Below are 24,886 nucleotides of genomic sequence, written 5' to 3'. Positions count from 1 at the left end.
GCAAAGGGTTTCGCCAACGACCAGCGTTGCAAAAAATAGCGCCGCGGTGCGGCCAGCCCCCTTCTCCCCGTCACTATACGGGGAGAAGGTGCCGGCAGGCGGATGAGGGGCAGCGCTGACATTGCCAGTCGGATACGATTGCCCTGCTAGACCATCCGGCTCAGCGCATCGAAGAAGGTGACCATATCGACATCGAGCGGCTCGTCGACCGGCTCAGGCTGCGACGACATCTTGGCGATAACCACCTCCGCCTTGGGATCGACGTAGAGCCACTGGCCGTGGATGCCGATACCGTAAAAAGCGCCGCTGGCCGCGCCGGTCTGGTACCATTTGTTGCGGTAGCGGCCTTGCGGGAAGAGGAACGCCATCGCGCCACGCTGCCAGGCGTCCGTGTCTCCGCCTGTGCTGACAGTGTCGCGCACCCAGGCTTCCGGCACGATGCGGCGGCCATGGGCGATGCCGCCCTGCCGCATCATCTCGCCGACCCGGGCCAGATCGCGCGGCGTCACCGAAATGCCGCCGGCCGTGCGCGCAGTGCCGGCCATATCGACTGTCACCGAGGCTTCGCTCATTGCACCAAGCGGCAGCCACAATTTCTTGTGCATCAACTCGGCGAAGCGCTGGCCGGACGCGCGCTCGAGCAGGATGCCGAGCAGGTCGGAATTGGGCGAGCGGTAGCGGAACGTCCGGCCATGCGGCTCGGCAAGGCGCTGCAGCGTCAGGATGAAGTCGGCCAGGCTTTCCATGCCGCCGCCCGGATTCCACAGCGTCGCGCGGCGATAGCGGGCAAAGGCGCTTTCCGGATCGAGATAGGCTTCTTCGAAGTCGAGGCTGACGCTCATGTCGAGCACATGCCGCACGCTGGCATCGCCATAGGCCGAGCCGGCAGCTTCCGGCAGATAGCGGGTCACCGGCGCCTGCGGATCGAAAACCCCCTCGCCCTCCAATATGCCGGCCAGAATGGCGGTCAGCGACTTGCTGATCGAGAAGATGATGTGGCGCGCGCCGAACTCCATATGCGGTGCGAACCAGTCGCCGACGAATTTGCCGGCTTTCGTGATCGTCAGCGCGTCGGTGTCGGAGCGCGCGAGAAAGGCCGCAACGGTCTCGGCGCCGCCGGTCAGCGCGATTTTTTCGTCAAGCAGCCCATCAAGGTCCTGTGCCGGCGCCTCACTGCCGCTTGACGCTGCAGCGACACGTGCGCTCGGCACCAACTCGCCGACATTCTGGAACGACCACCGGCTGAACGGGCTTTCGCGCCAGTTGCCGAGCAGCACCTTGTTGCGGGCAAAGCCATGTCTGGTCCCGAACGCGGTCTTGCCGGTCATGGCGTGTTCCTCAACGCGGCGGCGATCGCGTGGACGGCTTTCATCGTCGCCACCGAAAAGGCGATGCTGGTGAAATCCGCGTAGCTCGAAAGCTTCACCACGACCATTCTCGTGTTCCAGTCGATATGGATCAGCTGCCCGAACACGCCCCGGCACATCAGCGCGCGCGAACGCGGGTCCTCGATCCAGAACTGGTTGCGGTAGCTGCCTTGCGGCAGGCTGGGATTGAAGTCCGGTCCATGCCTGCCGGTGCGCGTCGCCTCGATCCAGTCGGCCGGCACGACGCCGCCGCCATTGTCGAGGATCAGCTGGCCGAAACGGCCATAGTCGCGCAGCGTGGCGTTGAAGCCGCCATCGGCGATGGCGTAGCCGGCACTGTCGACGGTGAAGCAGGCGCTTTCATCCGCGCCGAGCTTCTGCCAGAGTTCTTCCGAAACCAGTTGCGCCAGCCGCTTGCCGGTCACCCGTTCCATGATGAAGGCGAGCACGTCGGTCTCTATCGAACGATATTCGAACGCAGCGCCATGCGGCCGGCTTGTCTTCTTGAGCCGCAGCATCAATTCGAACATATGCGATGGCCACTCGAAGGCCGGGTCGCTGTCCGGCGGCAGCGGTTTCCAGCCGCTGGCGACATCGACCTGACCGATACCGGAATAGCGGTCGGTGTATTCCTCGGAAAAACGCACGCCGGACGTCATGTCGAGCACATGCTGCACGCTGGCGCCGGCCCAGCCGGTAGCTTCCAGCTCCGGCAGATAGGTCGTCACCGGCATGGCGGGATCGATCAGGCCGCGCCCGGCGAGTATGCCGAACACCGAGCCCGTGACCGACTTGGCCATCGACTGCGACAAATGCAGCGTGCGCTCGGTCATGCCGTTGCAATAGCGCTCATAGGCGATCTTGCCATCCTTGAGCACGAGGAACCCATCCGTATAGGTCTCGTCCAGCAGCCCGGCCAGCGTCGAAGGCTGCCCCGTGCTGCCGCCCACCGGCAGCGCGTCGAGATCGACGTCGGCGCGCTCGAGCCGGCGGCGATGGCCATTGCCGCGCCAGACTTCGACGGTCGGCAGGATTTCGCGGATGTGCTGGAACGCCCACCGGTTCCAGGGTCCCCTATCCCAGACGAGCTTCGGCGGCACCATCTTGGGCGGTGAGCCCTGCATGATCGGCGGCCGCGGATCGGAGTTGCGGTAAGACTGCATGAGAATTTCCCTGCCGCCGCATGCCGCTCTTCGGTTCACTTGGATGAGGAGCGGTCTGCACAGCGGACGAAAAAGCCCCCGAATGGGCCTTTCGAGTGACGAACGCCCGACGCCATGGCGAAGGGCAGTGCCGGCAGGCCAGGTGAGGGGCGGCGCGAACGCTGCGAATTCAGCGCTACCCCTCATCGGCCCTTGACCCGCCTTCTTCCCGCTCGCGCGGAAAAAGGCGGAGTGCCGCTATTTCTGAACGTCCGTCCAGATGCGCGTGTAGAGTTGCTGCACATCGGGCGAGCAAGGGGTGAGGAACTCGCCCGCTTTCTCCAGTTCTGGCGGTACCACCAGTTCGGGCGCATCCTTCATGTCGGCTGGCATGAATGTCTTCGAGCCCTTGACGCCATTGGCATATTTGGCGAAGGCGGAGATCATGGCGGCGTTCTCGGGATCCATAATGAAGTTCATGAACAGCTTGGCGTTGTCAACATTCTTGGCATCCTTGAGGATGGCAACACTGTCCATGAAAAAGGGGAAGCCCTCCTTCGGGTAGCCGAACTTGATGTCGGGGTTCTTGATGCGCGAGCGCATGATGGCGCCGTTCCAGTAGTAGACGGCCGAATAGTCGCCGGCCGGTAGCTTCTCGGTCACGCTATAATCCATGGCCAGCCACTTCGGCTTGGCCTCCACCAGCTTGTCGCGCACTTTCTTGAGCAGTTCCTTGTCGTCCGTGCACCAGTCGCCGCCCAGATACTTGATGGTGGCGAACAGCACGTCGTTCATTTCCGGCGCGACATTGATCTTGCCAACCAGTTCCTTCGGCGGATCGAGAAAGATGGCCGAGGTGTTGAGGTCGCCGTCATAGATCTTTGTGTTGACGCCGATACCGGTCAGGCCCCACTGCCACGGAACCGTATAATGACGGCCCGGATCCCAGGGAACGTTCACCCAGCGCTCGTCGACATTCTTGAAGTTCTCCATCTGGTCGGGCCGGGCCTCAAGCAGAAGCCCTTCCTTCACCCAGATCGGCACGTAGTTGGCCGACGGCACCACAATGTCGAAGCCATGACCACCGGCGCGTACCTTTGCTAGCGCGGTGTCGTTGGAGTCGTAGTCGGTGATCGTCACCTTGACCTTATAGGTATCCTCGAACTTCTTGATCATCTCGGGGCTGGTGTAGTCGCCCCAGTTAAAGATGTTGAGTTCGCCTTCCGCATAAGCGCTGCCCGCAAAGGCAAACATTGCGAATACCGCCGTGGCAGCCGTGGTCTTCCATTTCATTGCTATTCTCCCGTTTTGGCAATCGTTGGTCATGGCTTGCGCCGGTTGACGAAGTAGAACACGGTTACGAGCACCACCGACAGCGCCAGGAATACCGTGGCGATCGCATTGATTTCCGGGCTCGTTTCGCGCCGCAACTGGCCGAGCATGTAGGTGGGCAGCGTATCCTGGCCGCCGGACTTGACGAATTCGGTGATGACCACATCGTCGAGCGAAATGACGAAGGCGAGCATGAAGCCCGCGATGATGGCCGGCCTCAAGAGCGGCAGCGTCACGAAACGGAAGGCTTTCCAGGGCGTGGCGTATAGGTCAGCGGCTGCGCGCTCCAGCGTCAGGTCCATGCTGTCCAGCCGCGCCCGGATCGGCAGGTAAGCGAACGGGATGCAGAAGGCGGTGTGCGCGGCGATCAGGTAACCGAGTCCTGAGTAACCGGTCCAGACCTTGATGCGCGAGAACACGATCAGGAGCGCGACGCCGGTGACTATCTCCGGCACCATCAGCGGCTGGTTGATGAAGGCGTATTTGAAGGTAAGGCCGGGATAGGGCCGCGTGCGGGTCGTGGCCAGCGCAGCCATGGTGGCGGCGATCGTCGACAGCGCGGCGGCCGAGACCGCCAGCACGAGCGAGCGGACGGAGGCGTCCTGCACGGCCGAATTGTGCCAGGCCGAAATAAACCAGCGCAGTGAGACGCCGTCCCAGCGCGAAAGCGAATCCGCCGTGTTGAACGAATAGGTGACGAGCGCCGCGATCGGCAGATAGAGCGCGAAGAAGGTCAGAAGCGCCATGAACCCGAAGCCGGGTTGCGCCTGGATGTCGAACGGACGCTTAGCCATGGGCGCCCTGCGACCCGGATGCGTTGCGCACGTAGAACAGGAGCGCGATCATCACCAGCACCATGAGCGTAATTGAGATGGCCGCGCCAAGCGGCCAGTTACGGCCCGCGCCGAACTGCAGTTCGATCAGGTTGCCGAGCATCATGTTCTTGCCGCCGCCCAGCACCCGCGGAATGACATAGGCGCCAAGCGAGGGAATGAAGACCAGTATCGAGCCGGCTATGACGCCGGGCTTGATCAATGGGAAGATGATGCGGCGCAGAACCTGCCAGCGACCGGCGTAGAGGTCATATCCGGCCTCGACCAGCCGGAAGTCGAGCTTCTCCATCGAGGCGTAGATCGGCAGCACCATCAGAGGCAGGTAGATATAGATCATGCCGAACAAGATGGCGGCGTCGGTATTCATGATCTGCAGCGGTTGCTTGATGATGCCGAGCGCCATCAGCGCCGTGTTGACCAGCCCTTCGTTGCGGATCACCTGCTGCATAGCGAAGGTGCGGATCAGGAGATTCGTCCAGAACGGAATGGTGACGAGGAAAACCCAGACCTCGCGCGTCTTCGGCGGTCGCGTGGCGATGAAATAGGCTGTGGGGAAGCCGAAGAACAACGTCAGCACGGTGGTGTAGAACGACAGGCTTATCGAACGCCAGAAGATCGACAAATGCGCATCGGCGAAGGCCAGAGTGTCGTCGAAGATGTCACGCTGCATCAACACCGACAGCCAGCCGTCGGTAGAAAATTTCCACACCACGTCGCCATAGGGCCCCGGCGTCAGGAAGGAATAGATCACGACGATCAGCAGTGGTCCGCTCGCGGCGAGAAAGATGATGATCAGCGCCGGCGCCGACAGCAGCCAGCGATCGCGGATCTCTCGGCGCTCGGCCTCCTCAGCGACTTGTTCCGCGCTCGCCATCAGTCCCTCAGCACTTGCGCGGCGTCGTTGCCGATCGAGATGCCGACCTTGTCGCCCCGCTCGAAACCGCAGCCGGCGCTGCGCGTGTTCTGCTGGCGCACGGTGAAGCTCTCGCTGCTGTCCAGGCGAACATGGATGTGGGTGTCGGTGCCGAAATAGACGATGTTTTCGACCGTGCCCGATACGTCGCCCTTGCCGCTGGTCAGCTTGGCATGTTCGGGCCTGACCACCACGGTTGCATTGTCCTTCGGCTGGAAGCCTTCAGCCACGGTGGCGTCGATGGTCGCGCCGGATTTGAGCGTTGCGCGTGCCTTGCCGTTGCCCATTCCTGATATGGCCGCCGTCAGGAAATTGGTTTCGCCGATAAAGTCGGCGACGAAACGCTCCGCCGGCTTGTCATAGATATCCCAGGGCGTGCCGACCTGCAGGATCTTGCCCGCCGACATCACCGCGATGCGGTCCGACATGGTCAGCGCTTCTTCCTGGTCGTGAGTGACGAAGATGAAGGTGATGCCGGTCTCGTGCTGCAGCCGCTTCAGCTCGATCTGCATCTCCTTGCGCAGCTTGAAGTCGAGCGCCGACAGCGGCTCGTCGAGCAGCAGCACTTTCGGCTGCGGCGCCAGTGCCCGCGCCAGCGCCACGCGCTGCTGCTGGCCGCCGGAAATCTGGCTGGTGCGGCGGTTGCTCAGCGCCTCCATCTTGACCAGCTTCAGCATCTCGGCGACCCGCGCCTTCACTTCGGCCTTGGGCTTGCCGAGCATTTCGAGGCCGAAGCCGATATTCTCGGCCACCGTCATATGCGGGAACAGCGCATAGTTCTGGAACACGGTATTGACCGGCCGCTTGAACGGCGGCAGCGGCGCGATGTCCTGGCCATGCAGCAGGATCTCGCCGGCACTGGGGAAATCGAAGCCGGCGATCAGCCGCAAAAGCGTCGTCTTCCCGCAGCCGGACGGACCAAGCAGCGTGAAGAATTCATTTTCGCGGATCGACACCGAAACCGTGTCGAGGGCGGCGACCTGTGACTCCCCGCTACCGAAGACCTTGCGGACGCCACGAACTTCAATTGCACTTTTACCCGGTTGTTCCGGCACGATTACCCCATTCTTGTGTCCGCTCTTCTGGCGGATCCAGTTCCCACTCGATTGTCAGCACACGGCGCATGGCTTGGCAAGCACACATCTGAATGTCGATCATACATCTGAACGTCGATTTAGGACGCAATTCCCGTGCCACCGTCAGGCCTGGTAGGTGATCTTGCCGCCGCAGATCGTCGTCACCGGCCGCACCGTATGCAGCGCTTCCGGCGCGGTCGCCTCGATGTCGCCTGAGAGCACCACCAGATCGGCCATAAAGCCTGGCTTCAGGCGGCCCTTGCGGTGCTCCATGAACTCGGCATAGGCGCCTTCCACCGTGTAGCCCGCTAGTGATTCATGCAGCGAAAAGCTCTGGTCGGGATCGCCCTCTGCCCAAGGTTTGCGCAGCACCGCCGCCTGAATGCCCAGGATCGGATCGATCGGCGACACCGGCCAGTCGGAAGCGAAGACGACATGCGTGCCCGCCTGCTTCAGCGTCCGCCAGGCATAGCTCAGCGGCCATCTTTCGCGGCCGATGCGCGAAAGCGTCGGCTCCAGCGGGAAGTCCATGGCGCCGGGCGGGTGCGGCGGCTGCATCGAGGCGATGACGCCAAGCTCTGCGAAGCGCGGTATGTCGGCGGCAGTGACCACCTCGATATGCTCGACCCGGTGCCGGCTGTCGCGCCTGCCGTTCTTCCGCCGCGCCGCCTCATAACCATCGAGGACCGCGCGCACCGCGCAATCGCCGATCGAATGCACGGCGACCTGCAGCCCGCGCCGGTCGGCCTCCCCCGCCACCTCGGCGAGATGCTCCGGCGTAAACAGCGGCTCACCGCGCCAGCCCGGCCGGTCGGCATAGTCGTCGACCATCACCGCGGTCCAGCCTTCCAGCACGCCGTCGTAAAACATCTTGACCATGCCGGACGACAGCCATTCCGATTGGTAGGAGTTGGCCATGCTCGATGCCTTTTCCAGCCTGTCGAGCGTCATGAAGTTCTTGAAATGAAAAGGTATCTTGGTGCGGCAGAGCAGTCGCCCTTCCTGTTCCAGCCCGGCTAGCAGCTCTAGCTGGTAAAGATTGCCGTCCATGTTCTGGATCGAGGTGATGCCGTGGCGGGCGCACCATTCCAACCCGCGATGCATCAGGTCACGATCGGCCGCGACTTCGGCGGCGGAAGGGTACGGCTCGGGCTCTCCGCCTGTCGCAATGCCGAGCCGCACTCGGTTCTGCCCCGAAAGCTCGAGGATTGGCCCGAACGCCTCCCCCTCGCGCAATTCGCCCGCCGCCAGGCCATCCGCTCCCATGACGATCTCGTTGCCGGGACCGAGTTGCTTGCCGTGCAGGACGCCAGCCAGCTCCAGCGCCTTGGTGTTGGCCCACATCGTGTGATGATCGGAAGCCGACATGGCGAACGGCCGGTCGGCGATGATGCGGTCGAGATGATGGCGGGTGACCGGCTCTTCCTTGGAAAGGATGGTGTAGTCGACGCCGGCCCCAAGCAGCAATTTGGCGTTCGGCCGTGCCGCCGCATAGGCGCGGATCGCGTCGCTCAGTGCATCGAAGCCATGCACGCCCTGAAGGTGCAGATTGTCGAGTTCGGCCGCGCCGCCGAAAAGATGCATATGCGCTTCGATAAAGCCCGGCACCATCGACCGGCCTTGCGCATCGATAATCTTCGTGGCCGGCCCTTTCAGCACCTCAATCGTCCGGCGATCCCCAACCGCGAGGATGTTGCCGTCCTTTATCGCCACCGCCTCGGCCGTCGGATTGCCTTCGTCCATGGTCAGCACACGGGCATTCATGACGATCAGGTCGGCATTTGAACTCATGATTACCCGCGGTTCGGTTGCGCTACCGACAGGCTAGACGAGTAGCTGCCGTGCCAGCAAGCCATGGCTGGTTGGCCCAGCGCCTTGTGAAAGGCAGTGCAAGACGGCTAGGGTCGCCGCATCTCACCACGGAACAATTTCATGAAGACTGTTTTTTCGCCCCTCCATGCCGGCCATTCCGGCAATGTCGAATTGATCGCCGGCGCCATCGTGCCGGCCTTCGAGAAGCCCTCGCGCGCCGAGTTCATCAAGGCGAGGGTGGAGAGCGAAAAACTCGGCCCCGTGTTGCCGCCCCAGAGTCATGACCTCGCAGCCGCCAAGCAGGTGCATACCAGCGACTACATCGATTTCCTGCCGACCGTATGGCCGCTCTGGGAAGCGTCGGGACGGACTGGCACGGCCCTCCCCTTCACCTGGCCGACGCGCGGCCTGCGCGGCGATGTGCGCCCCCAGATCATCGATGCGCTGCTTGGCTTTTACTCCTTCGACGGCGGCGCCGGCTTCGTCAAAGGCACCTGGGAGGCGATCAAGTCGTCCTACGATGTGGCGCTGACCGCAGCCGCCCTGGTCGAGGGCGGCGAGAGATCAGCCTTCGCGCTCTGCCGCCCGCCCGGCCATCACGCCGGCGCTGCCTTCATGGGCGGCTATTGCTACATCAACAACGCCGCGGTTGCCGCGCAATGGTTCCGCGACCAGGGCGCCAGGCGTGTCTCGATCCTCGATGTCGATTACCATCACGGCAACGGCACGCAGGAGATCTTCTACAGCCGCGGCGACGTGCAGGTGCTGAACCTGCATGGCGACCCGATGACCGAATATCCGTTCTTCCTTGGCCATGCCGACGAGCGCGGCACTGGGCCCGGCGAAGGCTTCAATGTCAACTACCCCATGCCGTTCGGCACCACATGGGATGCCTGGAATGCTTCGCTGGAGGACGCCTGCGCAAAACTTGCAGCTTACGCCCCCGAGATCGTTGTCGTCTCGCTCGGCGTCGACACGTTCGAGAAGGACCCGATCAGCAGGTTCAAGCTGAAAAGCGCCGACTATCCCAGGATTGGCCGTCGCATCGCCAAGCTCGGCCTGCCGACGCTGTTCGTCATGGAAGGCGGCTACGCCGTCGAGGAAATCGGCATCAATGCGGTCGGCGTGCTGACCGGATTCGAAGATCGGTAATGCATGTCGCCCAAAGGGCTGCCCAGGCGTTAGACCCGAGAGAGCGCAGCGGTGATGGCAGCTACGCCACTTGGCCGCCGATCCTCTGGAACGCGTCGCTTCCCGGGCCCTCCCAATTCGACAAGTGGTTGACGGGAAACAGCGGATCGATCGTCATTGTCTGCTCTCCGGCGCGTAATGGAGGATGACAACACCTGACTTGAGCGTCCTCGTCTCGAGATGCTTCAGGGGTATCCGATTCGGGCCGCCCTTGAAGAGCGGCGTGCCTCTCCCGAGAATGACGGGGTTGATCCCGAGGTGATACTCGTCGATCAGGCCATGCTCCATCAGGGTCGCCGTGAGGTTGGCGCTGCCGAACACGAAGATGTCTCCGCCGTCCCTGGTCTTCAGCCTGGAGATTTCTTCCGCGACATTGCCGTTGAAGAGCTTCGTGTTGTTCCAGTCGGCGCTTTTCAGCGTGCGCGAGAAGACCACCTTCTCGATCTTGTTCATGAAATCTGCGATCCAGCCTTGCTCGGACGGCCAATAGGCCGCCATGAGCTCGTAGGTCACGCGGCCGAAGATCAGCGTGTCGGCCTTTTCCTGGGTCTTATGAATGTAGTCCTCGAGTTCTTCTTCGAAGACGAACCAGCTGATGTCCCTGTCCGGACCTTCGAAGAAGCCGTCGACGCTCACCATGTCCCATATGATCAGTTTTCTCATAGAACCCTCCTCTTCGTGTATCCCTTTGTGAATTCTCGGCCTATCCCGTGAAGCGGAAGCGCATGTTGGTGATCTGCCCCGCTTCCGAGAGCTCGGTCTTCTCCAGCCTGACCGCTCCAGCCCGACCGGCTATGCCGTCTGACTGAAGCGGCGGATGCCGTCGCCATTGAGGACGGGCGACATGGAGGAGGACCTCGTCCACAAGCCCTGATTCGGGCCGACGGGAAATCGCAGCATTTCAGCGGGATGCGACGAAGCGTTCCAGTTTGCCGAGAGTTTGCAGTCCCAGTTCCACGGCACCGAAGCCCTTCGCCTCCTGGAACTCGGCAGCCGTGCTGAATACCATGCCCAGCGTCACCTTCGTTGCCCCGTCCTGATCCTCGAACGAGGCCCAGGCGTCGGCATGTTTCGGCCCGTTCTCGCCCCAATGCAGCGTATAGCCGATCCTCTCCTCGGGCCGGACCTCGTTATAGAGATGGTGGTTCGGGAAAACCGTGCCGTCAGACGCGATCATGTCGAATACCCACTCGCCGCCCGCTCGCAAGTCGATCCTCTTCGTTCGACAGGAGAAGCCTTCCGGCCCCCACCATTGCGGCAGCGTTTCAGGGTTCATCCACGCGCCCCAGACGGTGGACCGCGGCGCCTGAATCACCCGCTGCAGCACCATGGTTCGTTCGGCCGCGCCCGCGAGGTTGTCCAGGCCGGCACCGAAGCCCGCCCGGTAGCCTGCTTCCATGTCCTGCGCCAGCGAGGAAAGTTGCACCGTCACGACTAGCCGGCTGCGCTCGTGCGTGCCTGAGAGATCTGCCGTCACCAGCGCTGCTGATTGCGTCACGCCTTCGCACGAGACCACCTCGTAGTTCACACTGCACAGCGCTGGCTGCAACACCAGCCAGCCGCACTCGCAGCGGATGTCCGGCTGGCCCTCTGCCTTGCAGAGCGAGATCTCGCGACCACCCACCCTGGTGTCGGCCTCCAAAAACTCCACGGTGACCGAGGGCGATGGCGCAGCCCAGATCGCCCGCGCGGCTGGGGCCGTCCAAGCCTCCCACAGCACGGCCAATGGCGCGGCCACGTTCCGTTCGAAGGTCAGCGTCGCAAAACGGCCCTTCCTATCATCGGGCACCGCACGGGTCGCACTGTTTGTAGCGAGGTTCTGTGTCATTCTGCGCGCTCCTTCTTCATCACATTCATCACAAATGCGTCCAACCGGTCGAGCCGAGCTTCCCAGATGGCCCGCTGTTCATCGAGCCATGTTCGCGCTGGATCCAGAGCCTCGGGTACGATGGCGCAGGTGCGTATGCGCCCGTCCTTGGACGTGGTGATCAACCCTGCCTCCTCCAGCACGGAAAGGTGCCGCATCACCGTGGGCAGCCGCAGTCCCGTGGGCCCAGCCAGATCCGTTACCCGCGCAGGTGTTTCGGCGAGCCGGGTCAGGATCGACCGGCGGGTCGGATCAGCGAGCGCGTGGAAGAGCAGCGAGAGATCAAGATCATGCTTAGCCATATCGCTAACTATCGCCCAATTTGCCGGTGGCGCAAGCGAAAACTTCGTCAAGTCGCTAAGTATTTTTTGCCCAATGCGCCGATTTCTGGAAGCAGGCGGCCGAAGCGCCTCACGCCGCCTGCAAGAATGGCCGCTGACCTGTCGCAGCCACGGCTATCTTGTTGTTGGACCATGATCTTCTTTGAAAAGGCGTTCGCCCTTTGCGAGGTCTTGCTCTACTTCTAGGGACGGCATGAGGGCACCGATTCTGGAAGAACGCAGCATTTGAAGTCGGGGAAGCATCCATGATCGACGACGAGCCGGACAGCGAACGCGTCTCGGCGCTGGCGCCGTTCCGACACGGCATTTTCCGCGCCGTATGGTCCGCCAGTCTGGTTTCGAATTTCGGTGGCTTGATCCAGGGCGTCGGCGCCGCCTGGATGATGACCACGATCGCCACCTCGTCCTATCAGGTTGCGCTGGTCCAGGCTTCGACCACCTTGCCGATCATGCTGTTTGCGCTCGTTGCCGGGGCCATCGCCGACAGCTTCAACCGGCGCAAGGTCATGCTGATTGCCCAGATCTTCATGTTGGTCGTCTCGGTTCTGCTGACCGTGTTCACCTATCTTGGCTTGATGACGCCGTGGACGCTGCTCGCCTTCGCCTTCCTGATCAACAGCGGCACGGCGCTTTACAACCCGTCATGGCAAGCTTCTGTCGGCGACATGGTGCCGCGCGCCAAGCTGCCGGCTGCCGTCGCGCTCAATTCGTTGGGCTTCAACCTAACGCGCAGCGTCGGCCCGGCGATCGGCGGCATCATCGTCGCCGCCGCAGGTACCGCAGCGGCCTTTGCCGCCAACGCATTGAGCTATGTCGGGCTGATCATCGTGCTGGCTCGCTGGAAGCCGGAATTGCCGGCCTCGACACTGCCGCGCGAGACGCTGGGCGCGGCGATGGGTGCTGGCCTGCGCTACGTCGCCATGTCGCCCAATATCGGCAAGGTGCTGGTAAGGGGTGCGGCTTTCGGCTTCAGCGCCGGCGCGGTCCTGGCGCTGCTGCCGCTGGTGGCGCGCAATGTCGTCAAGGGCGATGCCTTGACCTACGGCATCATGCTCGGTGCTTTCGGCATCGGCGCCGTCGGCGGCGCGCTGATCAGCGTCAGGCTGAGGCAGATTCTGTCAAGCGAGACGATGGTGCGCATGGCATTCGCCGGCTTCGCGCTCTGCGCCTTCAATGCCGCCGTCAGCGACCAGGCCTGGCAAACGTCGCTCGGGCTGCTCATCGGCGGCGCCTGCTGGGTGGTCGCGCTGGCGCATTTCAACGTCACGGTGCAGATGTCGACGCCGCGCTGGGTGGTCGGCCGGGTGCTCTCGGTCTATCAGACGGCGACTTTCGGCGGCATCGCCCTCGGCAGCTGGATTTGGGGCGTCGTCGCTGATTCGCATGGCGCCGAGTTCGCGCTGATCGCGGCCGCCGTCGCGATGCTGGCGGGCGGCGCGATCGGCCTCTTGCTGCCTTTGCCGCAGCAGGCGGTGCTCAACCTCGATCCGCTGAACCGTTTCAAGGAGCCGCATCTTGCACTCGACCTGAAACTGCGCAGCGGGCCGATCGCCATCATGATCGAGTACATCATCCGCGAGGAGGACGTGCCGGAATTCCTGGCCACCATGGCCGAACGCGGCCGCATCCGCCGCCGTGACGGCGCCCGCAACTGGACGCTGGCGCGCGATCTCGAAAATCCCGCAATATGGATCGAGCACTATCACACGCCGACATGGCTCGAATACATCCGCCACAACAAGCGGGCCACCCATGCCGACGCCGTTGTCGGCGAGCGCGTGCGGGCGCTGCACAGCGGCGACGAGCCGCCGCGCGTGCGCCGCATGATCGAGCGTCCGACAACCGCCGGCACGACAATCGTCATGCCGAAAGGACCAATCGAGCATTAATGCATGTCGCGCAAACGACCACAACCTTAAGTTGCGCGCAGAGGCGGACGTGGTTGCCTGAAGCATTGCGAAGCTATTTGACCTTGATGACAACCTTGCCCTTGGTCCGGCCCTGCTCGATGTAGGCCAAGGCGTCATTGGTCTGCTCAAACGGAAAGACCCGATCTACGACCGGGCGGATGACGCCCGTTTCGATGAGCGACGTTATCTTTGTCAACTGCCCGCCATTGGCCGCCATGAACAGGAACGAGTATCGGACACCTGCGCGTTTCGCCCGCCGCCTGATGCCTGCGCTCAGAACGCGCATGACCAGGTTCAACACCCAACTCAGCCCCTTCTCCCTGGCAAACCCGGGATCGGGCGGACCGGAGATCGAAACGGCGACGCCACCTAGCTTCAACACACGCAGGGACTTTTCGAGGGTCTTGTTGTCCTGGCTATTCAGGACGACATCGTAGCCCGAAAGGACTTTCTCGAAGTCATCCTTCTTGTAGTTCACGATGACATCGGCGCCCAGCTTCCTGACCATATCCGTGTTCGAGGAGCTTGTTGTCGTGGCGACCGTCGCGCCGAGGTGCTTTGCCAATTGGATGGCGAATGTTCCCACTCCGCCGGAGCCGGCCTGAATAAAAACCTTCTGTCCTTTCTTCAGGCTCGCTCTTTCGACCAGCGCCTGCCAGGCAGTCAGCCCCACCAGGGGAATCGACGCAGCCTCTTCCATGCTGAGGTTTTTTGGCTTCAGGGCCACGTCCGCATCATTAATGGCGATGTACTCGGCGAAAGCCCCGATCCGACCGTCGCGCGCTCGCGCATAGACCTCGTCGCCCGGTTTGAACTGTCGGACCTTCGAGCCGACGCGAATGACCGTTCCGGCCACGTCATGGCCTGCGACGAAAGGCCGGCGGTAGGGCAGGATGAGCTTGAATTCTCCGTCCCTGATCTTGGAGTCCAGCAGATTGACGCTGGCGGCATGGATCTGCACCAGCACGTCATTCTGCCCTGCTTCCGGCTCTGGAACCTCTCCAAGCCGGAGGCGAGCTTTCTTTGCATATCGATCGACGAAGAAGGCCTTCATGGCAGCTTTCCTAAATTGAGGAGACCAGGAGCGCCCGATCGACATCTCCGGTGCCTCGCCCTATTGCATTATGGTCACCTAATGATAATATGGTCATAATGCAATAGCTGATCGAAGGAGAAAAACATGCGCTACGAGAAAGGCAGGAGGGAAGCATCGCGGCAGCGGATCATGGATGTGGCGACCGAACGGTTTCGCTCCGACGGCATCGCTGCATCAGGTATCGCCGGCATCATGGGCGAGGCGGGACTGACCAATGGAGCGTTCTATCCGCATTTTCCATCCAAGGCGGCGCTCGTGCGTGAGAGCGTGGCGGCGGCCCTGGAGGTTCAGGCGACCCAGATTCAGGAGGCGGTGGCTGCCGGTGGTCTGCCAATGGCCATCGACGCGTATCTGTCGGCGGAACACCGAGACAATCCAGGCCACGGTTGCGCTTCAGCCGCGCTGTTGCCCGAAATTGCGCGTGAGCCGGTCGAGACGCGCCAGGTTTACGCCGAGCACCTGCTCAAGCTCGTACGCCCGGTGGCGGCCGAACTGACACCCGACGCCCGCGACCCCGAAGATGTCGCGTTCGGCGTCTTCGCGACCCTGATCGGCACGCTTGAGCTGTCGCGCGCGGTGAACGGGACCGAACTGTCCGATCGCATCCTTGCGGCTGGCGCGGCAGCGGCGAAGGCGCTGCTCCAGCCCCGCGACAACGACAAGCCGGAAGAAAGGAAACCATCATGAACGTGCATCAGCTGTCGCGACCTGCCGCGATCATCAAGCACGAGGACGTGCCGACAAAAACGGTCGACGTCGGCGGCACGAAATTCGCCTACCGCGAGCTCGGCCCCAAGTCAGGGGTACCGGTAATCTTCCTTACCCATCTGAGTGCAGTTCTCGACAATTGGGATCCTCGGGTCGTCGATGGCATTGCCGCAAAACGGCGAGTTGTCACCTTCGATAACCGTGGCGTTGGCGCATCAGGCGGGTCCACTCCCAACACGGTAGAGGCGATGGCCCGCGACGCGATCGCCTTCATCCAGGCCCTCGGCTTCGAGCAGGTCGACCTGCTCGGCCTGTCTCTTGGCGGCTTCATCGCCCAGGCGATTGTTCAGCTCGAGCCTGATCTGGTTCGCAAGATCATCCTCGCGGGAACCGGCCCAGCCGGTGGTACCGGCATCGACAGGGTGACATCAGTCACCATCTTCGACATGATCCGCGCCGCGCTGACCATCAAGGACCCAAAGAACTATCTCTTCTTCACCCAAAGCCCGAACGGCAAGAAGGCGGCGCGCGCGTTTCTGCAGCGCCTGAAGGAACGGACCAATGACCGCGACAAGCCCATCGCCCTCGGCGCTTTCAGCCAGCAGCTCAAGGCGGTCCGTGCCTTTGGCCTTGAGCGCCCTGCCGACCTGTCGCGTATCCGGCACCCGGTCCTCGTGGTGAACGGCGATCACGACAGAATGGTGCCCACCAGCAATTCCGTCGACCTGGCACGGCGCTTTCCCAATGCCGAGCTGGTCCTGTACGAGGACGGCGGGCATACGGCCATTTTCCAGTATCACGGCGCCTTCGCGGAAAAGGCCCTGGACTTCCTCGAGGCCTGATCCGGCCGTGCCGGTGTGGCCAGTTTGTGGGCAAATGACGCTTCGATCCATGCGCTAACCTGACGGGCAACACCGTACACTAGATCGGGGAAGCCCTGAGGAAGGAAGCGCACGCAAGCTAATTCGCCGAATCTGCGTTGCTTCGACAACGGACCTTCAGTCTGTTCCCGTAAAGCCAAGTGACACCCGTGCGTCAGGATGCGGCGCGCAGGCTCGTACGGACGCGCCGCCTGCTTGTGGCGCGGGACTTCTCCGCCACGACACCGGTGATCTCGACCACGCCGTTCTCATGCGGTTTGGCGTTTGTGACCTTGTGGAGACGCTCATAGGGCAACAGTTCCTTGACCCGGGCGTCGAGCACCGCGACTTCGGCTCGCAGGTCCTCGCATTCCTGCCTCTGGACATCGAGCTGTATCTGTTCGGATGCCTGCTGCAGGGAAAGCTGCGAAAAATTCGCGCTCACGGTCGAGAGGTGCATCTTGTCGTTTTCGTTCTCCTTTCTGAGAACCGACAACCTTTCCTCCGCAATTTGCTTTTCGGCGACAGCGTCGCTCCATTGAGCCTTGAGATTGGCGATCTCGCTCGCGGCTTGATTGTTCTCGTTCGAGACGACTTCAAATCGTGATTGGAGGTTGCGAATTTCAGAACGCAGGCCGCCGATCTCAGCGAAACTACGCGCACGCTCGGCTTCCCTGTCACCTTCCATGATACGGGCCGCTTCCGTCATTTCCGACAGCTTCGCTTGCGCGATATCGAGCGATTTCTGCAGCCGCATCTCCTCTTGTTCGCTCTTGCCGAGCGCAGACAGCAGTTCCGAAAGTCGCGCCGCGTCACTGGCATGAATCGTCGAGAGCTCGTCCAGCCGGTGCCGCGCCTCAGCTTCCCGCTTCAGCGCCTTGTCGAAGTCGATCGACAGGCTGACATGCTTTTCCCGCAATATCTCGTTCTCGCGCGCACATCGGCTGGCCTCGGCCGTTCTGGCCGAAAGCGTTTTGACGAGGTCGCCGAACTCCGCTTCGCGTTCTGCGCTCGCATTGCCTGCCACGACGAGTTCCAGCTTTGCTGCAGCAAGCGCACTGCGAAGTGCCTCCTTGTCCTCGGCCAGGCTTATCTCGCGCTGCTGCAGGGCCTCGACGGCGCTTTCGCGCTCGCGCTGCTTTCTGGTCGCATCGTGGAACTGCTCCGATAGCACTCTTTGCTGCGTGGTCAAGCTGCCATTTGCCAGTTCCAGTTCGTTGGCGCGAAGAATGTCCCCGTGAAGCAGCTTCAGGAATTCGCCTGTCAGGTGATGCGAGGTCGCGATCTCCGACAGTTTCGTGTTGATCTCCTGCAGATACTCGCGCGCATCGTCAAACAGCCCCTCAACGGCATCTAGCGCAGCCAGGCGGGTTTGTGTGTGGGAGGTCAGCCGCCGTGCGATCTCGGGAGCGTCGGCATCGTCCTCGGGCTGAGAGTTGTCATTCCTTGCCGCGAGATTCTCATCCGGAACGCTGTCCAACGGCGATTGGTCGTCCAGGTTGAGACACTCATCGAACGCATCCGCCAAATCGGCTTCGAGTTCCTTGAATGCCTTGTCCACCGTCTCGGCACGCTTGATCAGACTTCTGATTTTCATGACTGAACATCCCCTACTGTAACGCCATCTGGGGTCTCGATCCTCGCCTCCCGGACACGGGTTACCCCTCCCCCTGATCGCGCGGTGGCGCATGAGGCGAGCCCACGCTAGGGACAGGCTTGGCCACTGTCCTCGTCTGTTTGCATGATGCAGACCTTGTAACTGCCCTGATTGCCGCCGGCTTTCGGGCAAACAACCACCGTCGGAACGTCCGCCGGAGGCCTTGCACCGACAGCAACTGACCGTACGTCAGCGATCATCGTCGTGCCGCTATCGGGAGAGGACGCGAATGCGGCTCTGAAACTCACCCCGATCGACATAGCATCCCCGCAGATGTCTCAGCCCCGTATTTGGGTTGAACGATTGGCGGCCGTGAAGCACCCGGCGATTATCGAAGACCGCCATTTCGCCGGCCTTGAGGCGGTAGGCTATTTGAAAACGCGAGCTGCGGATCATCATCATCAGCTTGCGATAAGCCGCATAGAAGGGGGTGCATATCTCGGAGGGAAGGTCGATGACATCGACAAGATGGGCGTTGAACCGCAACTCTGTCACGTCTCCATTGCGTCGAGTTACGATCACAGGAAACCGACCGCGCAGATCGTAGTTTTCGTCGTGAAAACGATAGGGGATATCGACCTCGCACAAGAGACGGTATGCTTCCGGATCTTCCGCCTGTAATGCGGCCACAACCGCAAACCCGTCGGCAAAGACCGATCCACCGCCCTCAGCTTCATTCGCGATACAATGCAGGAATTGATAGCCGGGCGGCACCTCCTGGTTCGCGAGATCGGTGTGTAACGGCAAGGCGACAGGGGTGTAGGCCAAGTTGTTCGGGTTCGGCATCGACACGACTTCGAACATAGTGCCGAAATTTGTCTGGCGCAGGAAACCTACCCGCTCGGCCGCACGCCGCCCGGCGTCGGGATCATCGCCAAGCCCCTCGACGATGGAGAGCCCGTATGCAGCCGTCGCCCTCAGCCAGGCAAGCAGATCGGCATCGCTTTGAAAAAGGCCCCCGGCAGAGTAGCGCGGTATGGTTTCAAGATCGATCGAGCCGTCCCAGAGTTTCGGAGCGATCTCGGCCGGATCGTCCCGCTTTCTGCCTGGGAGGTAGGATTCAAAGAAATGGCCCGGGATTTCCTCCTCAGCCAGGCCGTTCGGCCAGACAATGCTCACAGCGCCGCGTCTGTCCTGGACGTTGAGGGGTCTGAGCGAGGCGTCAACGCTGGTCAGGTCGAATATTCGTTCTTGGGTCTGTGGGTGAAACGCCGATGGCGCATTATCCTTTAGCCAAAGCCAGGGATAGCAGACTGTTTCGCCTGACGAGAACGTCACGGCAAGCTCGGTCTCCCGGGCTTCCACGAAAAGCATGGTATTCATGATTGTGTCTCTCTGAACACGAAATTAAATCTTCAGATTGGATCGGGCCCGCAAGCCATCAACCCAGAGGTGGTGGCCACCACAAGCTCGGCTTCCCATAACGATGGGATCCGGGATTTCTGTTCGGTTCTTCGAGCACTCGATCTCCAGGTGAAACCTGGCTCCAGCTGAAATCTGGTGCACACAGCGATGGTAGCGGTCATTTGCCGGCGGTGTCCAGCTAAATGCAATGGGACCGCCATCCCCCTCTGGGCTGCCCTCGCCGACAACCTAGCTTCACTGCGGCGATAAAACCATCATCATGTCGGGAACCGCGTTGACGTATACGTCAACCCGAAGCTATATGCGCCGGCGACCTTGATCGCGAAATGCGCAAGATGGCGACTTCGGCCGGACCGAAGTGCCCCAGACCGAAGTGCCCCAGACCGAAGTGCAATGGGGTGCGACAAACGCAACGAGACGAGGAGAACGGCCATGGGCGTTCAGGAAATTGCCGACAAGATCAGCGCGCGCGTGGCGAGTGCCGGGTTCGATCGTTCCGTGAAATTCGACACCGGAGGCGACGGCGTCATCGTCATCGACGGCGCTGCTGTATCGACCACCGACGCGCCGGCCGACTGCACGATAAAGCTTTCGCTCGACGATCTGGAATCGCTGATATCAGGCGATCTCAACCCGACCATGGCGTTCATGTCCGGCAAGATAAAGGTCGAAGGCGACATGAGCGTCGCCATGGCGCTGAGCCAGTTGATCGGCTGACCCATTCCAATCCTGGATCGGAAACAAGCCGCCGCCCGATGGCAGCGGCTTGTTTCCGATCCGTCAGGCAGCGAGCGACAGCCGCTGTGCCTTCAGCTTGCGCCCGGCCGCCTTCAGCGTGCCCTGCGCGCCGGCGAGCACGCCTTCCACCAGCTCCAGCGCCAGCAGGCGGTGCCGCTCATAAGGTCCCGGCATGGCCAGCGAGCCGGTTTTATCGGCCGAGAACCCGAAGCGCTCGTAATAGGGCGCATCGCCGACCAGCAGGATCGCCGCATGGCCGAAGCGCGCCGCTTCAGTGATTGCAAGGCGCATCAGCGCCGAGCCGATGCCGGCATTCTTGATTGTCGGATCGACGGCGAGCGGGCCAAGCAGAAGGGCGGACCTACCGCCCTCGCCCAGCACGACATCCCACAGCCGCACGGTGCCGGTGACAGCGCCCGACGCGTCGCGTGCGACAAAAGCAAGGCCTTCCGAAGGCCGGCGGCCGCGCCGCAGCTTTTCCGACGATTTTCTCCGGCGCTTCGGCCCCATGGCGCGATCGAGCAAGGCCTCGCGCGCCGGGACGTCGGCAGCGGTTTCGGCGGTGATGACGAAAGCGCCGGCAATCTCCCCCCTAGAGGGGGAGATGTCGCCGAAGCCGACAGAGGGGGGCGCCGCGCGTGCAGCGTCGGCGCCACGCAGTCCAAGAGAGGTCGCGACAGCTGAGGCGACCCCCTCTGGCCGCTTTGCGGCCATCTCCACCTCAAGGGGGGAGATTTGCCGGCTCACAGCGCCATCAACAATGAAATCCACAATTTCCATTTCCGCGATCCTTCACGAGCGGATTGTTCCACAGGCGAGCCCGGGCGGGCGACAGGCGCCCACCTCGGGATGATCTGACCGGCTCTTGCGAGCCGTCAGATCACGTAGGATCGGAGAGGCTCGAAGCCGTTGAAGGCGACCGAGGCGTAGGTCGTCGTGTAGGCGCCGGTGCCCTCGATCAGCACCTCGTCGCCGATGGTCAGCGACAGGGGCAGCGGATACGGCGTCTTCTCGTACATCACGTCGGCCGAATCGCAGGTCGGGCCGGCGAGCACGCACGGCGCGGTCTCGGTGCCGTCATGCGCGGTGACGATCGGGTAGCGGATCGCCTCGTCCATCGTCTCGGCGAGACCGCCGAACTTGCCGATGTCGAGGAAGACCCAGCGGACATTGTCGTTGTCGGCCTTCTTCGAGATCAGCACGACTTCCGACTTGATGACGCCGGCATTGCCGACCATGCCGCGGCCCGGTTCGATGATGGTCTCGGGAATCGCGTTGCCGAAATGCTTGCGCAGCGCCGAGAAGATCGCCTGGCCATAGGCCTGTGCCACCGGCACGTCCCTGAGGTAACGGGTCGGGAAACCGCCGCCCATATTGACCATCTTGAGCACAATGCCTTCGTCAGCGAGCGTAGCGAACACCTTTTTGGCGTCGCCGAGCGCGCGGTCCCAGGCGGTCAGGTCGGTCTGCTGCGAGCCGACATGGAACGACACGCCATAGGCGTCCAGCCCGAGCGCCCTCGCATGGCGCAGCACGTTGACCGCCATCGCCGGCACGCAGCCGAACTTGCGCGACAGCGGCCATTCGGCGCCTTCGCCGTCGGTCAGCACGCGGCAGAACACACGGGCGCCGGGTGCAACGCGGGCGATCTTCTCGACCTCCTCGACGCAGTCCACCGCGAACAGCCGGATGCCGAGTTGATAGGCGCGCTGGATGTCGCGCTCCTTCTTGATGGTGTTGCCGAAGGAGATGCGGTCCGCCGGCGCGCCGGCGTCCATCGCCATCTCGACTTCGGCAACGGAAGCAGTGTCGAAGGACGAGCCCATCGCAGCAAGCAGGCGCAGGATTTCCGGCGCCGGATTTGCTTTCACCGCATAGTAGATTTTCGAATCGGGAAGCGCCTTCTCGAAGGCGCGGAAATTGTCGCGCACGACATCGAGATCGACGACGAGGCAAGGGCCGTTCGGACGTCGGGTGGCGAGGAAGTCAAGGATGCGCTGGGTAGCCATCGGGGTCTCTCCATAGCGCCTTTCGGCGCGCACAAAGGCTGCGGACGCGGGTCATCGACCTCGCGAACACGCGGTGGACAAAGGCGGGACGTCAGTCCATGGAACCAGCCGGTGGAGACCCCGGAACCATGAAGCGCCGTCTCGCGGCGGTGAACCTTGGCCTTGCCCGGCCTCGGTTCGCTTTGTCTGCCTTGGCTTGGATTGGGAGAACCCGTTCCGCACTGCCGGCAATGAAGGTGTGCCTCTTCAGTAACCCCGGTCTTTGGACGACCGGCAGAACACCAGAAAGGCCCGCACCGTCGTTGCTTCAAGGTGTCCTCGGTCTGGCGGTTGGCCGCTAAACCGACTGGAGGGGTTAGCTCCAGTTACCTTACCGATATCCCTCACCATTTTGAGGATCGGCGGACACCCACAGGCACGTGCGACTTTGGGCAAGCGCGATATAAGGTCGATGGATTTCACAATCAATAAAAATCGTACGCCAGGTTGTAAAATTCCTGGCGTCGAACAATGTTGCAACAACTGTATCCGGGTATCGAACGCATGGCAGGCACTCGCGGCCCTCTGAACGCTTTTCTCGACCTCGATGGTATACCTGTATCCAATGCGCAGTCCGGCCCGCTTGCCGGCCTGCGACTGGCCGTCAAGGATATTTACGACGTCGCCGGCTACCGCACCGGCTGCGGCAATCCGCAAAAATACCAGCAGGCTTCACCCGCCTCGGCGACGGCGCCGGCCGTCCAGGCGCTGCTTGATTCGGGCGCGCGCTTCGTCGGCAAGACGCAGACCGACGAACTGGCCTTCTCGCTGATGGGGCTGAACGCGCATTTCCCGTCGCCGGTCAATCCGGCAGCACCTGATCGCGTCACCGGCGGCTCGTCCTCCGGTTCCGCCGCCGGGGTCGCCGGCGGGCTGGCCGACATCGCCGCCGGATCCGATACCGGCGGCTCGATTCGCGCCCCGGCAAGCTTTTGTGGGCTGATCGGCCTGAGGACCACGCATGGCCGCATCTCGCTAGAAGGCGCCATGCCGCTGGCCCCTTCACTTGATACGTTCGGCTGGTTCGCCAGGGACACGGCCACCTATGACAAGGTCGGCGCGGTGCTGCTCGGCGACGATCCGCACAACCAAGAATTGCAGTGCCCCCTGGCGCTGGATGCGCTGGACGGGCTCGTGCTCGGCCCGCGGGAAGCTAACGAGTATCGCGCCATGGTCCGCGCTGTCGCATCGGTGCTGGGCGCACCGCGTACCGTTGCCCCGCTGTCGCATTCCACCGACGATATCTATTGGTGCTTCCGCAAGCTGCAGGGGTACGAGGCGTGGCAAAATCATGGTGCCTGGATCGCCGGCGGCGATCGGATGCTCGGCCCCGGCGTTAAGGAGCGCTTCGAGCATGGCGCAGCCATCGACGCGGCAACCGCGCAATTCGAAACGGAACGTCGCGTTTCGTTTCGTCTTGAGCTTGCCGACCTGCTTGGCGAGGACGGCGTCCTTGTGCTGCCGACCGCTCCGGGTGCCGCGCCGCTCAAGGCCGCCTCATTCGACGATTTGCAGACCTATCGCGAACGCGCGCTGAGACTGTTGTGTCTTTCCGGTCTGTCCGGCTTTCCGCAGATCACCCTGCCGCTGGGCCTGGTCGACGGCGCCCCCTTCGGCCTCTCGCTGCTCGGACCCAAAAACAGCGACCGGCAGCTGATGGCGCTTGTCGCGCGCATCCTTTCAGCCCAGCAAAGGAGCGCATGACATGGATACGCTGACCCGCATGCGCGCCTTCATCGACGTCGTCGAGGCCGAAGGATTTTCGGCAGCGGCGCGCAAGATCGGCCGCTCCAAGGCGCTGCTGTCGAAATATGTGCGCGAGCTGGAGGACGAGCTCGGCGCGCTGCTGCTCAACCGCACCACCCGGCAGTTCTCGCTGACCGAGGCCGGCCACACCTATTACCGCCGCGCCTCGGAAATCGTCCGCGAGGTCGACAGCCTCGCCGATGCGGTGCGCGAATCCTCCGGCGACGTGCGCGGCAGGATCAAGCTGTCGGCGCCGCGCACCTTTGCCGATGCGCCGATCGGCCAATCGCTGATCGACTTCGCCAAGCAGCATCCCGACATCGTGCTCGACATTCATCTCGACGACCGCTTCGTCGATCTGGTCGAGGAAGGTTTCGATCTCGCCGTGCGCATTTCGCGGCTGGAAAGCTCCTCGCTGATCGCCAGGCGGCTGGCGCCGTTCTCGGTGCGGCTGTGCGCATCTCCCGAGCTGATCGCCAGGCACGGCATGCCGACGCGGCCGCAGGACCTTGGCCGCATGCCCTGCATCATCGACACCAATGGCCGCTGGCTGACCAACTGGCCGTTCAAGGGCGACAGCGGCGACACGGTGACCGTTTCGGTCTCCGGTCCGATCGAGGTCAACAGTCCGATGGCGGCAAGAGCCGCCGCCGTGGCGGGATTGGGATTTTCCATCCTGCCGGATTTCATCGCCGCGCCCGACATCGAAAGTGGCCGGCTGGTGAGCACACTGGATGACCGCATCCTGCCGGGTGGCGGCATTTTCGCCGTCTATCCGCACCGGCGCTATTTGCCTGCGAAAGTTCGCGTCTTTGTCGATTTCCTGGTGCAGTGGTTCAAGACGATTGACAATGCATGAGCTTTTGGCCGCCCGGGGTCCCATT

General features: G+C 62.5%; 22 protein-coding genes. 7 read left to right on the top strand and 15 right to left on the bottom strand.

The window, feature by feature from the left end; genetic code table 11:
• Positions 1-146 precede the first annotated feature (146 nt).
• The 7 genes from AC0L3H_RS11175 to AC0L3H_RS11145 form a co-directional block, all read right to left on the bottom strand.
• Entirely contained in the window at positions 147-1,328 is a 1,182-nt protein-coding gene (locus AC0L3H_RS11175) for a serine hydrolase domain-containing protein (RefSeq protein WP_473585482.1), read from the bottom strand.
• Complete coding sequence (locus tag AC0L3H_RS11170; RefSeq protein WP_473585481.1) at positions 1,325-2,530, bottom strand: serine hydrolase domain-containing protein; 1,206 nt, start codon at positions 2,528-2,530, stop codon at positions 1,325-1,327. The genes AC0L3H_RS11175 and AC0L3H_RS11170 overlap by 4 nt, the downstream gene beginning before the upstream one ends.
• Before the next feature lie 237 nt (positions 2,531-2,767).
• A complete protein-coding gene (locus tag AC0L3H_RS11165) occupies positions 2,768-3,802 on the bottom strand; it encodes an extracellular solute-binding protein (RefSeq protein WP_473508159.1) in 1,035 nt (344 codons plus the stop codon).
• Positions 3,803-3,831: 29 nt separating this feature from the next.
• Positions 3,832-4,635 carry an ABC transporter permease gene (locus tag AC0L3H_RS11160; protein ID WP_127268194.1) on the bottom strand — a complete coding sequence of 268 codons (804 nt, stop codon included), beginning with the start codon at positions 4,633-4,635 and terminating at the stop codon, positions 3,832-3,834.
• Positions 4,628-5,548, bottom strand: coding sequence for an ABC transporter permease (locus AC0L3H_RS11155; RefSeq protein WP_091594809.1), 921 nt, complete (start codon positions 5,546-5,548; stop codon positions 4,628-4,630). Before AC0L3H_RS11155 ends, AC0L3H_RS11160 begins: the two co-directional genes overlap by 8 nt.
• Positions 5,548-6,642 (bottom strand): ABC transporter ATP-binding protein, encoded by a 1,095-nt coding sequence (locus AC0L3H_RS11150; RefSeq protein WP_473585480.1) that lies wholly within the window; start codon positions 6,640-6,642, stop codon positions 5,548-5,550. The genes AC0L3H_RS11155 and AC0L3H_RS11150 overlap by 1 nt, the downstream gene beginning before the upstream one ends.
• A gap of 144 nt (positions 6,643-6,786) precedes the next feature.
• Positions 6,787-8,454, bottom strand: a complete 1,668-nt coding sequence (locus AC0L3H_RS11145; protein WP_473585479.1) for an amidohydrolase — start codon at positions 8,452-8,454, stop codon at positions 6,787-6,789.
• A 141-nt stretch (positions 8,455-8,595) separates the two neighbouring features.
• On the opposite strand from AC0L3H_RS11145, the gene AC0L3H_RS11140 reads away from it, so the two are divergent.
• Positions 8,596-9,627 carry a histone deacetylase family protein gene (locus AC0L3H_RS11140; RefSeq protein ID WP_473508157.1) on the top strand — a complete coding sequence of 344 codons (1,032 nt, stop codon included), beginning with the start codon at positions 8,596-8,598 and terminating at the stop codon, positions 9,625-9,627.
• Positions 9,628-9,780: 153 nt separating this feature from the next.
• Here the strand turns inward: AC0L3H_RS11140 and AC0L3H_RS11135 are convergent, their stop codons facing one another.
• The 3 genes from AC0L3H_RS11135 to AC0L3H_RS11125 form a co-directional block, all read right to left on the bottom strand.
• Positions 9,781-10,329, bottom strand: a complete 549-nt coding sequence (locus AC0L3H_RS11135) for a dihydrofolate reductase family protein (protein ID WP_473585478.1) — start codon at positions 10,327-10,329, stop codon at positions 9,781-9,783.
• 238 nt (positions 10,330-10,567) lie between these two features.
• Entirely contained in the window at positions 10,568-11,494 is a 927-nt protein-coding gene (locus AC0L3H_RS11130) for an SRPBCC family protein (RefSeq protein WP_473585477.1), read from the bottom strand.
• A complete protein-coding gene (locus AC0L3H_RS11125; RefSeq protein ID WP_023798026.1) occupies positions 11,491-11,835 on the bottom strand; it encodes an ArsR/SmtB family transcription factor in 345 nt (114 codons plus the stop codon). Before AC0L3H_RS11125 ends, AC0L3H_RS11130 begins: the two co-directional genes overlap by 4 nt.
• A 284-nt stretch (positions 11,836-12,119) precedes the next feature.
• Here AC0L3H_RS11125 and AC0L3H_RS11120 point away from each other — a divergent pair, with 284 nt between their 5' ends.
• Entirely contained in the window at positions 12,120-13,763 is a 1,644-nt protein-coding gene (locus AC0L3H_RS11120) for an MFS transporter (protein ID WP_473585476.1), read from the top strand.
• 73 nt (positions 13,764-13,836) lie between these two features.
• Here AC0L3H_RS11120 and AC0L3H_RS11115 read toward each other — a convergent pair whose 3' ends face one another.
• Positions 13,837-14,838 carry an NADP-dependent oxidoreductase gene (locus AC0L3H_RS11115; RefSeq protein WP_473585475.1) on the bottom strand — a complete coding sequence of 334 codons (1,002 nt, stop codon included), beginning with the start codon at positions 14,836-14,838 and terminating at the stop codon, positions 13,837-13,839.
• A 126-nt stretch (positions 14,839-14,964) separates the two neighbouring features.
• Between AC0L3H_RS11115 and AC0L3H_RS11110 the strand changes: the two genes are divergently transcribed.
• Both AC0L3H_RS11110 and AC0L3H_RS11105 read left to right on the top strand, forming a co-directional pair.
• Positions 14,965-15,567, top strand: a complete 603-nt coding sequence (locus tag AC0L3H_RS11110) for a TetR/AcrR family transcriptional regulator (RefSeq protein ID WP_473585474.1) — start codon at positions 14,965-14,967, stop codon at positions 15,565-15,567.
• Positions 15,564-16,430 carry an alpha/beta fold hydrolase gene (locus tag AC0L3H_RS11105; protein WP_473585473.1) on the top strand — a complete coding sequence of 289 codons (867 nt, stop codon included), beginning with the start codon at positions 15,564-15,566 and terminating at the stop codon, positions 16,428-16,430. The genes AC0L3H_RS11110 and AC0L3H_RS11105 overlap by 4 nt, the downstream gene beginning before the upstream one ends.
• 193 nt (positions 16,431-16,623) lie before the next feature.
• Here AC0L3H_RS11105 and AC0L3H_RS11100 read toward each other — a convergent pair whose 3' ends face one another.
• On the bottom strand, positions 16,624-18,045 hold the full coding sequence (locus AC0L3H_RS11100) for a coiled-coil domain-containing protein (protein WP_473585545.1): 1,422 nt from the start codon (positions 18,043-18,045) through the stop codon (positions 16,624-16,626).
• Positions 18,046-18,315: 270 nt separating this feature from the next.
• A complete protein-coding gene (locus AC0L3H_RS11095; protein ID WP_473585472.1) occupies positions 18,316-19,428 on the bottom strand; it encodes a TauD/TfdA family dioxygenase in 1,113 nt (370 codons plus the stop codon).
• Positions 19,429-19,902: 474 nt separating this feature from the next.
• Between AC0L3H_RS11095 and AC0L3H_RS11090 the strand changes: the two genes are divergently transcribed.
• A complete protein-coding gene (locus tag AC0L3H_RS11090; RefSeq protein WP_023798033.1) occupies positions 19,903-20,187 on the top strand; it encodes an SCP2 sterol-binding domain-containing protein in 285 nt (94 codons plus the stop codon).
• A gap of 63 nt (positions 20,188-20,250) precedes the next feature.
• Here AC0L3H_RS11090 and AC0L3H_RS11085 read toward each other — a convergent pair whose 3' ends face one another.
• Positions 20,251-20,922, bottom strand: coding sequence for a GNAT family N-acetyltransferase (locus tag AC0L3H_RS11085; RefSeq protein WP_473585471.1), 672 nt, complete (start codon positions 20,920-20,922; stop codon positions 20,251-20,253).
• A 161-nt stretch (positions 20,923-21,083) separates the two neighbouring features.
• Positions 21,084-22,217 carry an ornithine/lysine decarboxylase gene (odc2, locus tag AC0L3H_RS11080; protein ID WP_473585470.1) on the bottom strand — a complete coding sequence of 378 codons (1,134 nt, stop codon included), beginning with the start codon at positions 22,215-22,217 and terminating at the stop codon, positions 21,084-21,086.
• 543 nt (positions 22,218-22,760) lie between these two features.
• Between odc2 and AC0L3H_RS11075 the strand changes: the two genes are divergently transcribed.
• Positions 22,761-23,960 carry an amidase gene (locus AC0L3H_RS11075; RefSeq protein WP_473585544.1) on the top strand — a complete coding sequence of 400 codons (1,200 nt, stop codon included), beginning with the start codon at positions 22,761-22,763 and terminating at the stop codon, positions 23,958-23,960.
• Position 23,961: 1 nt separating this feature from the next.
• Complete coding sequence (locus AC0L3H_RS11070) at positions 23,962-24,861, top strand: LysR family transcriptional regulator (protein ID WP_473585469.1); 900 nt, start codon at positions 23,962-23,964, stop codon at positions 24,859-24,861.
• Positions 24,862-24,886: the final 25 nt, after the last annotated feature.

Source organism: Mesorhizobium sp. WSM4816 (assembly GCF_055811535.1).
The sequence above is the reverse complement of the archived record's forward strand: the minus strand, read 5'-3'. Positions and strand labels throughout refer to the sequence as shown.

What these genes read in the sequence shown, in the direction of transcription:
- AC0L3H_RS11175 (WP_473585482.1), bottom strand. Translation starts at nt 1,328, where the DNA reads ATGACCGGCAAGACCGCGTTCGGGACCAGACATGGCTTTGCCCGCAAC.
- AC0L3H_RS11170 (WP_473585481.1), bottom strand. Translation starts at nt 2,530, where the DNA reads ATGCAGTCTTACCGCAACTCCGATCCGCGGCCGCCGATCATGCAGGGC.
- AC0L3H_RS11165 (WP_473508159.1), bottom strand. Translation starts at nt 3,802, where the DNA reads ATGAAATGGAAGACCACGGCTGCCACGGCGGTATTCGCAATGTTTGCC.
- AC0L3H_RS11160 (WP_127268194.1), bottom strand. Translation starts at nt 4,635, where the DNA reads ATGGCTAAGCGTCCGTTCGACATCCAGGCGCAACCCGGCTTCGGGTTC.
- AC0L3H_RS11155 (WP_091594809.1), bottom strand. Translation starts at nt 5,548, where the DNA reads ATGGCGAGCGCGGAACAAGTCGCTGAGGAGGCCGAGCGCCGAGAGATC.
- AC0L3H_RS11145 (WP_473585479.1), bottom strand. Translation starts at nt 8,454, where the DNA reads ATGAGTTCAAATGCCGACCTGATCGTCATGAATGCCCGTGTGCTGACC.
- AC0L3H_RS11140 (WP_473508157.1), top strand. Translation starts at nt 8,596, where the DNA reads ATGAAGACTGTTTTTTCGCCCCTCCATGCCGGCCATTCCGGCAATGTC.
- AC0L3H_RS11135 (WP_473585478.1), bottom strand. Translation starts at nt 10,329, where the DNA reads ATGAGAAAACTGATCATATGGGACATGGTGAGCGTCGACGGCTTCTTC.
- AC0L3H_RS11130 (WP_473585477.1), bottom strand. Translation starts at nt 11,494, where the DNA reads ATGACACAGAACCTCGCTACAAACAGTGCGACCCGTGCGGTGCCCGAT.
- AC0L3H_RS11125 (WP_023798026.1), bottom strand. Translation starts at nt 11,835, where the DNA reads ATGGCTAAGCATGATCTTGATCTCTCGCTGCTCTTCCACGCGCTCGCT.
- AC0L3H_RS11120 (WP_473585476.1), top strand. Translation starts at nt 12,120, where the DNA reads ATGATCGACGACGAGCCGGACAGCGAACGCGTCTCGGCGCTGGCGCCG.
- AC0L3H_RS11115 (WP_473585475.1), bottom strand. Translation starts at nt 14,838, where the DNA reads ATGAAGGCCTTCTTCGTCGATCGATATGCAAAGAAAGCTCGCCTCCGG.
- AC0L3H_RS11110 (WP_473585474.1), top strand. Translation starts at nt 14,965, where the DNA reads ATGCGCTACGAGAAAGGCAGGAGGGAAGCATCGCGGCAGCGGATCATG.
- AC0L3H_RS11105 (WP_473585473.1), top strand. Translation starts at nt 15,564, where the DNA reads ATGAACGTGCATCAGCTGTCGCGACCTGCCGCGATCATCAAGCACGAG.
- AC0L3H_RS11100 (WP_473585545.1), bottom strand. Translation starts at nt 18,045, where the DNA reads ATGAAAATCAGAAGTCTGATCAAGCGTGCCGAGACGGTGGACAAGGCA.
- AC0L3H_RS11095 (WP_473585472.1), bottom strand. Translation starts at nt 19,428, where the DNA reads ATGAATACCATGCTTTTCGTGGAAGCCCGGGAGACCGAGCTTGCCGTG.
- AC0L3H_RS11090 (WP_023798033.1), top strand. Translation starts at nt 19,903, where the DNA reads ATGGGCGTTCAGGAAATTGCCGACAAGATCAGCGCGCGCGTGGCGAGT.
- AC0L3H_RS11085 (WP_473585471.1), bottom strand. Translation starts at nt 20,922, where the DNA reads ATGGCCGCAAAGCGGCCAGAGGGGGTCGCCTCAGCTGTCGCGACCTCT.
- odc2 (WP_473585470.1), bottom strand. Translation starts at nt 22,217, where the DNA reads ATGGCTACCCAGCGCATCCTTGACTTCCTCGCCACCCGACGTCCGAAC.
- AC0L3H_RS11075 (WP_473585544.1), top strand. Translation starts at nt 22,761, where the DNA reads ATGGCAGGCACTCGCGGCCCTCTGAACGCTTTTCTCGACCTCGATGGT.
- AC0L3H_RS11070 (WP_473585469.1), top strand. Translation starts at nt 23,962, where the DNA reads ATGGATACGCTGACCCGCATGCGCGCCTTCATCGACGTCGTCGAGGCC.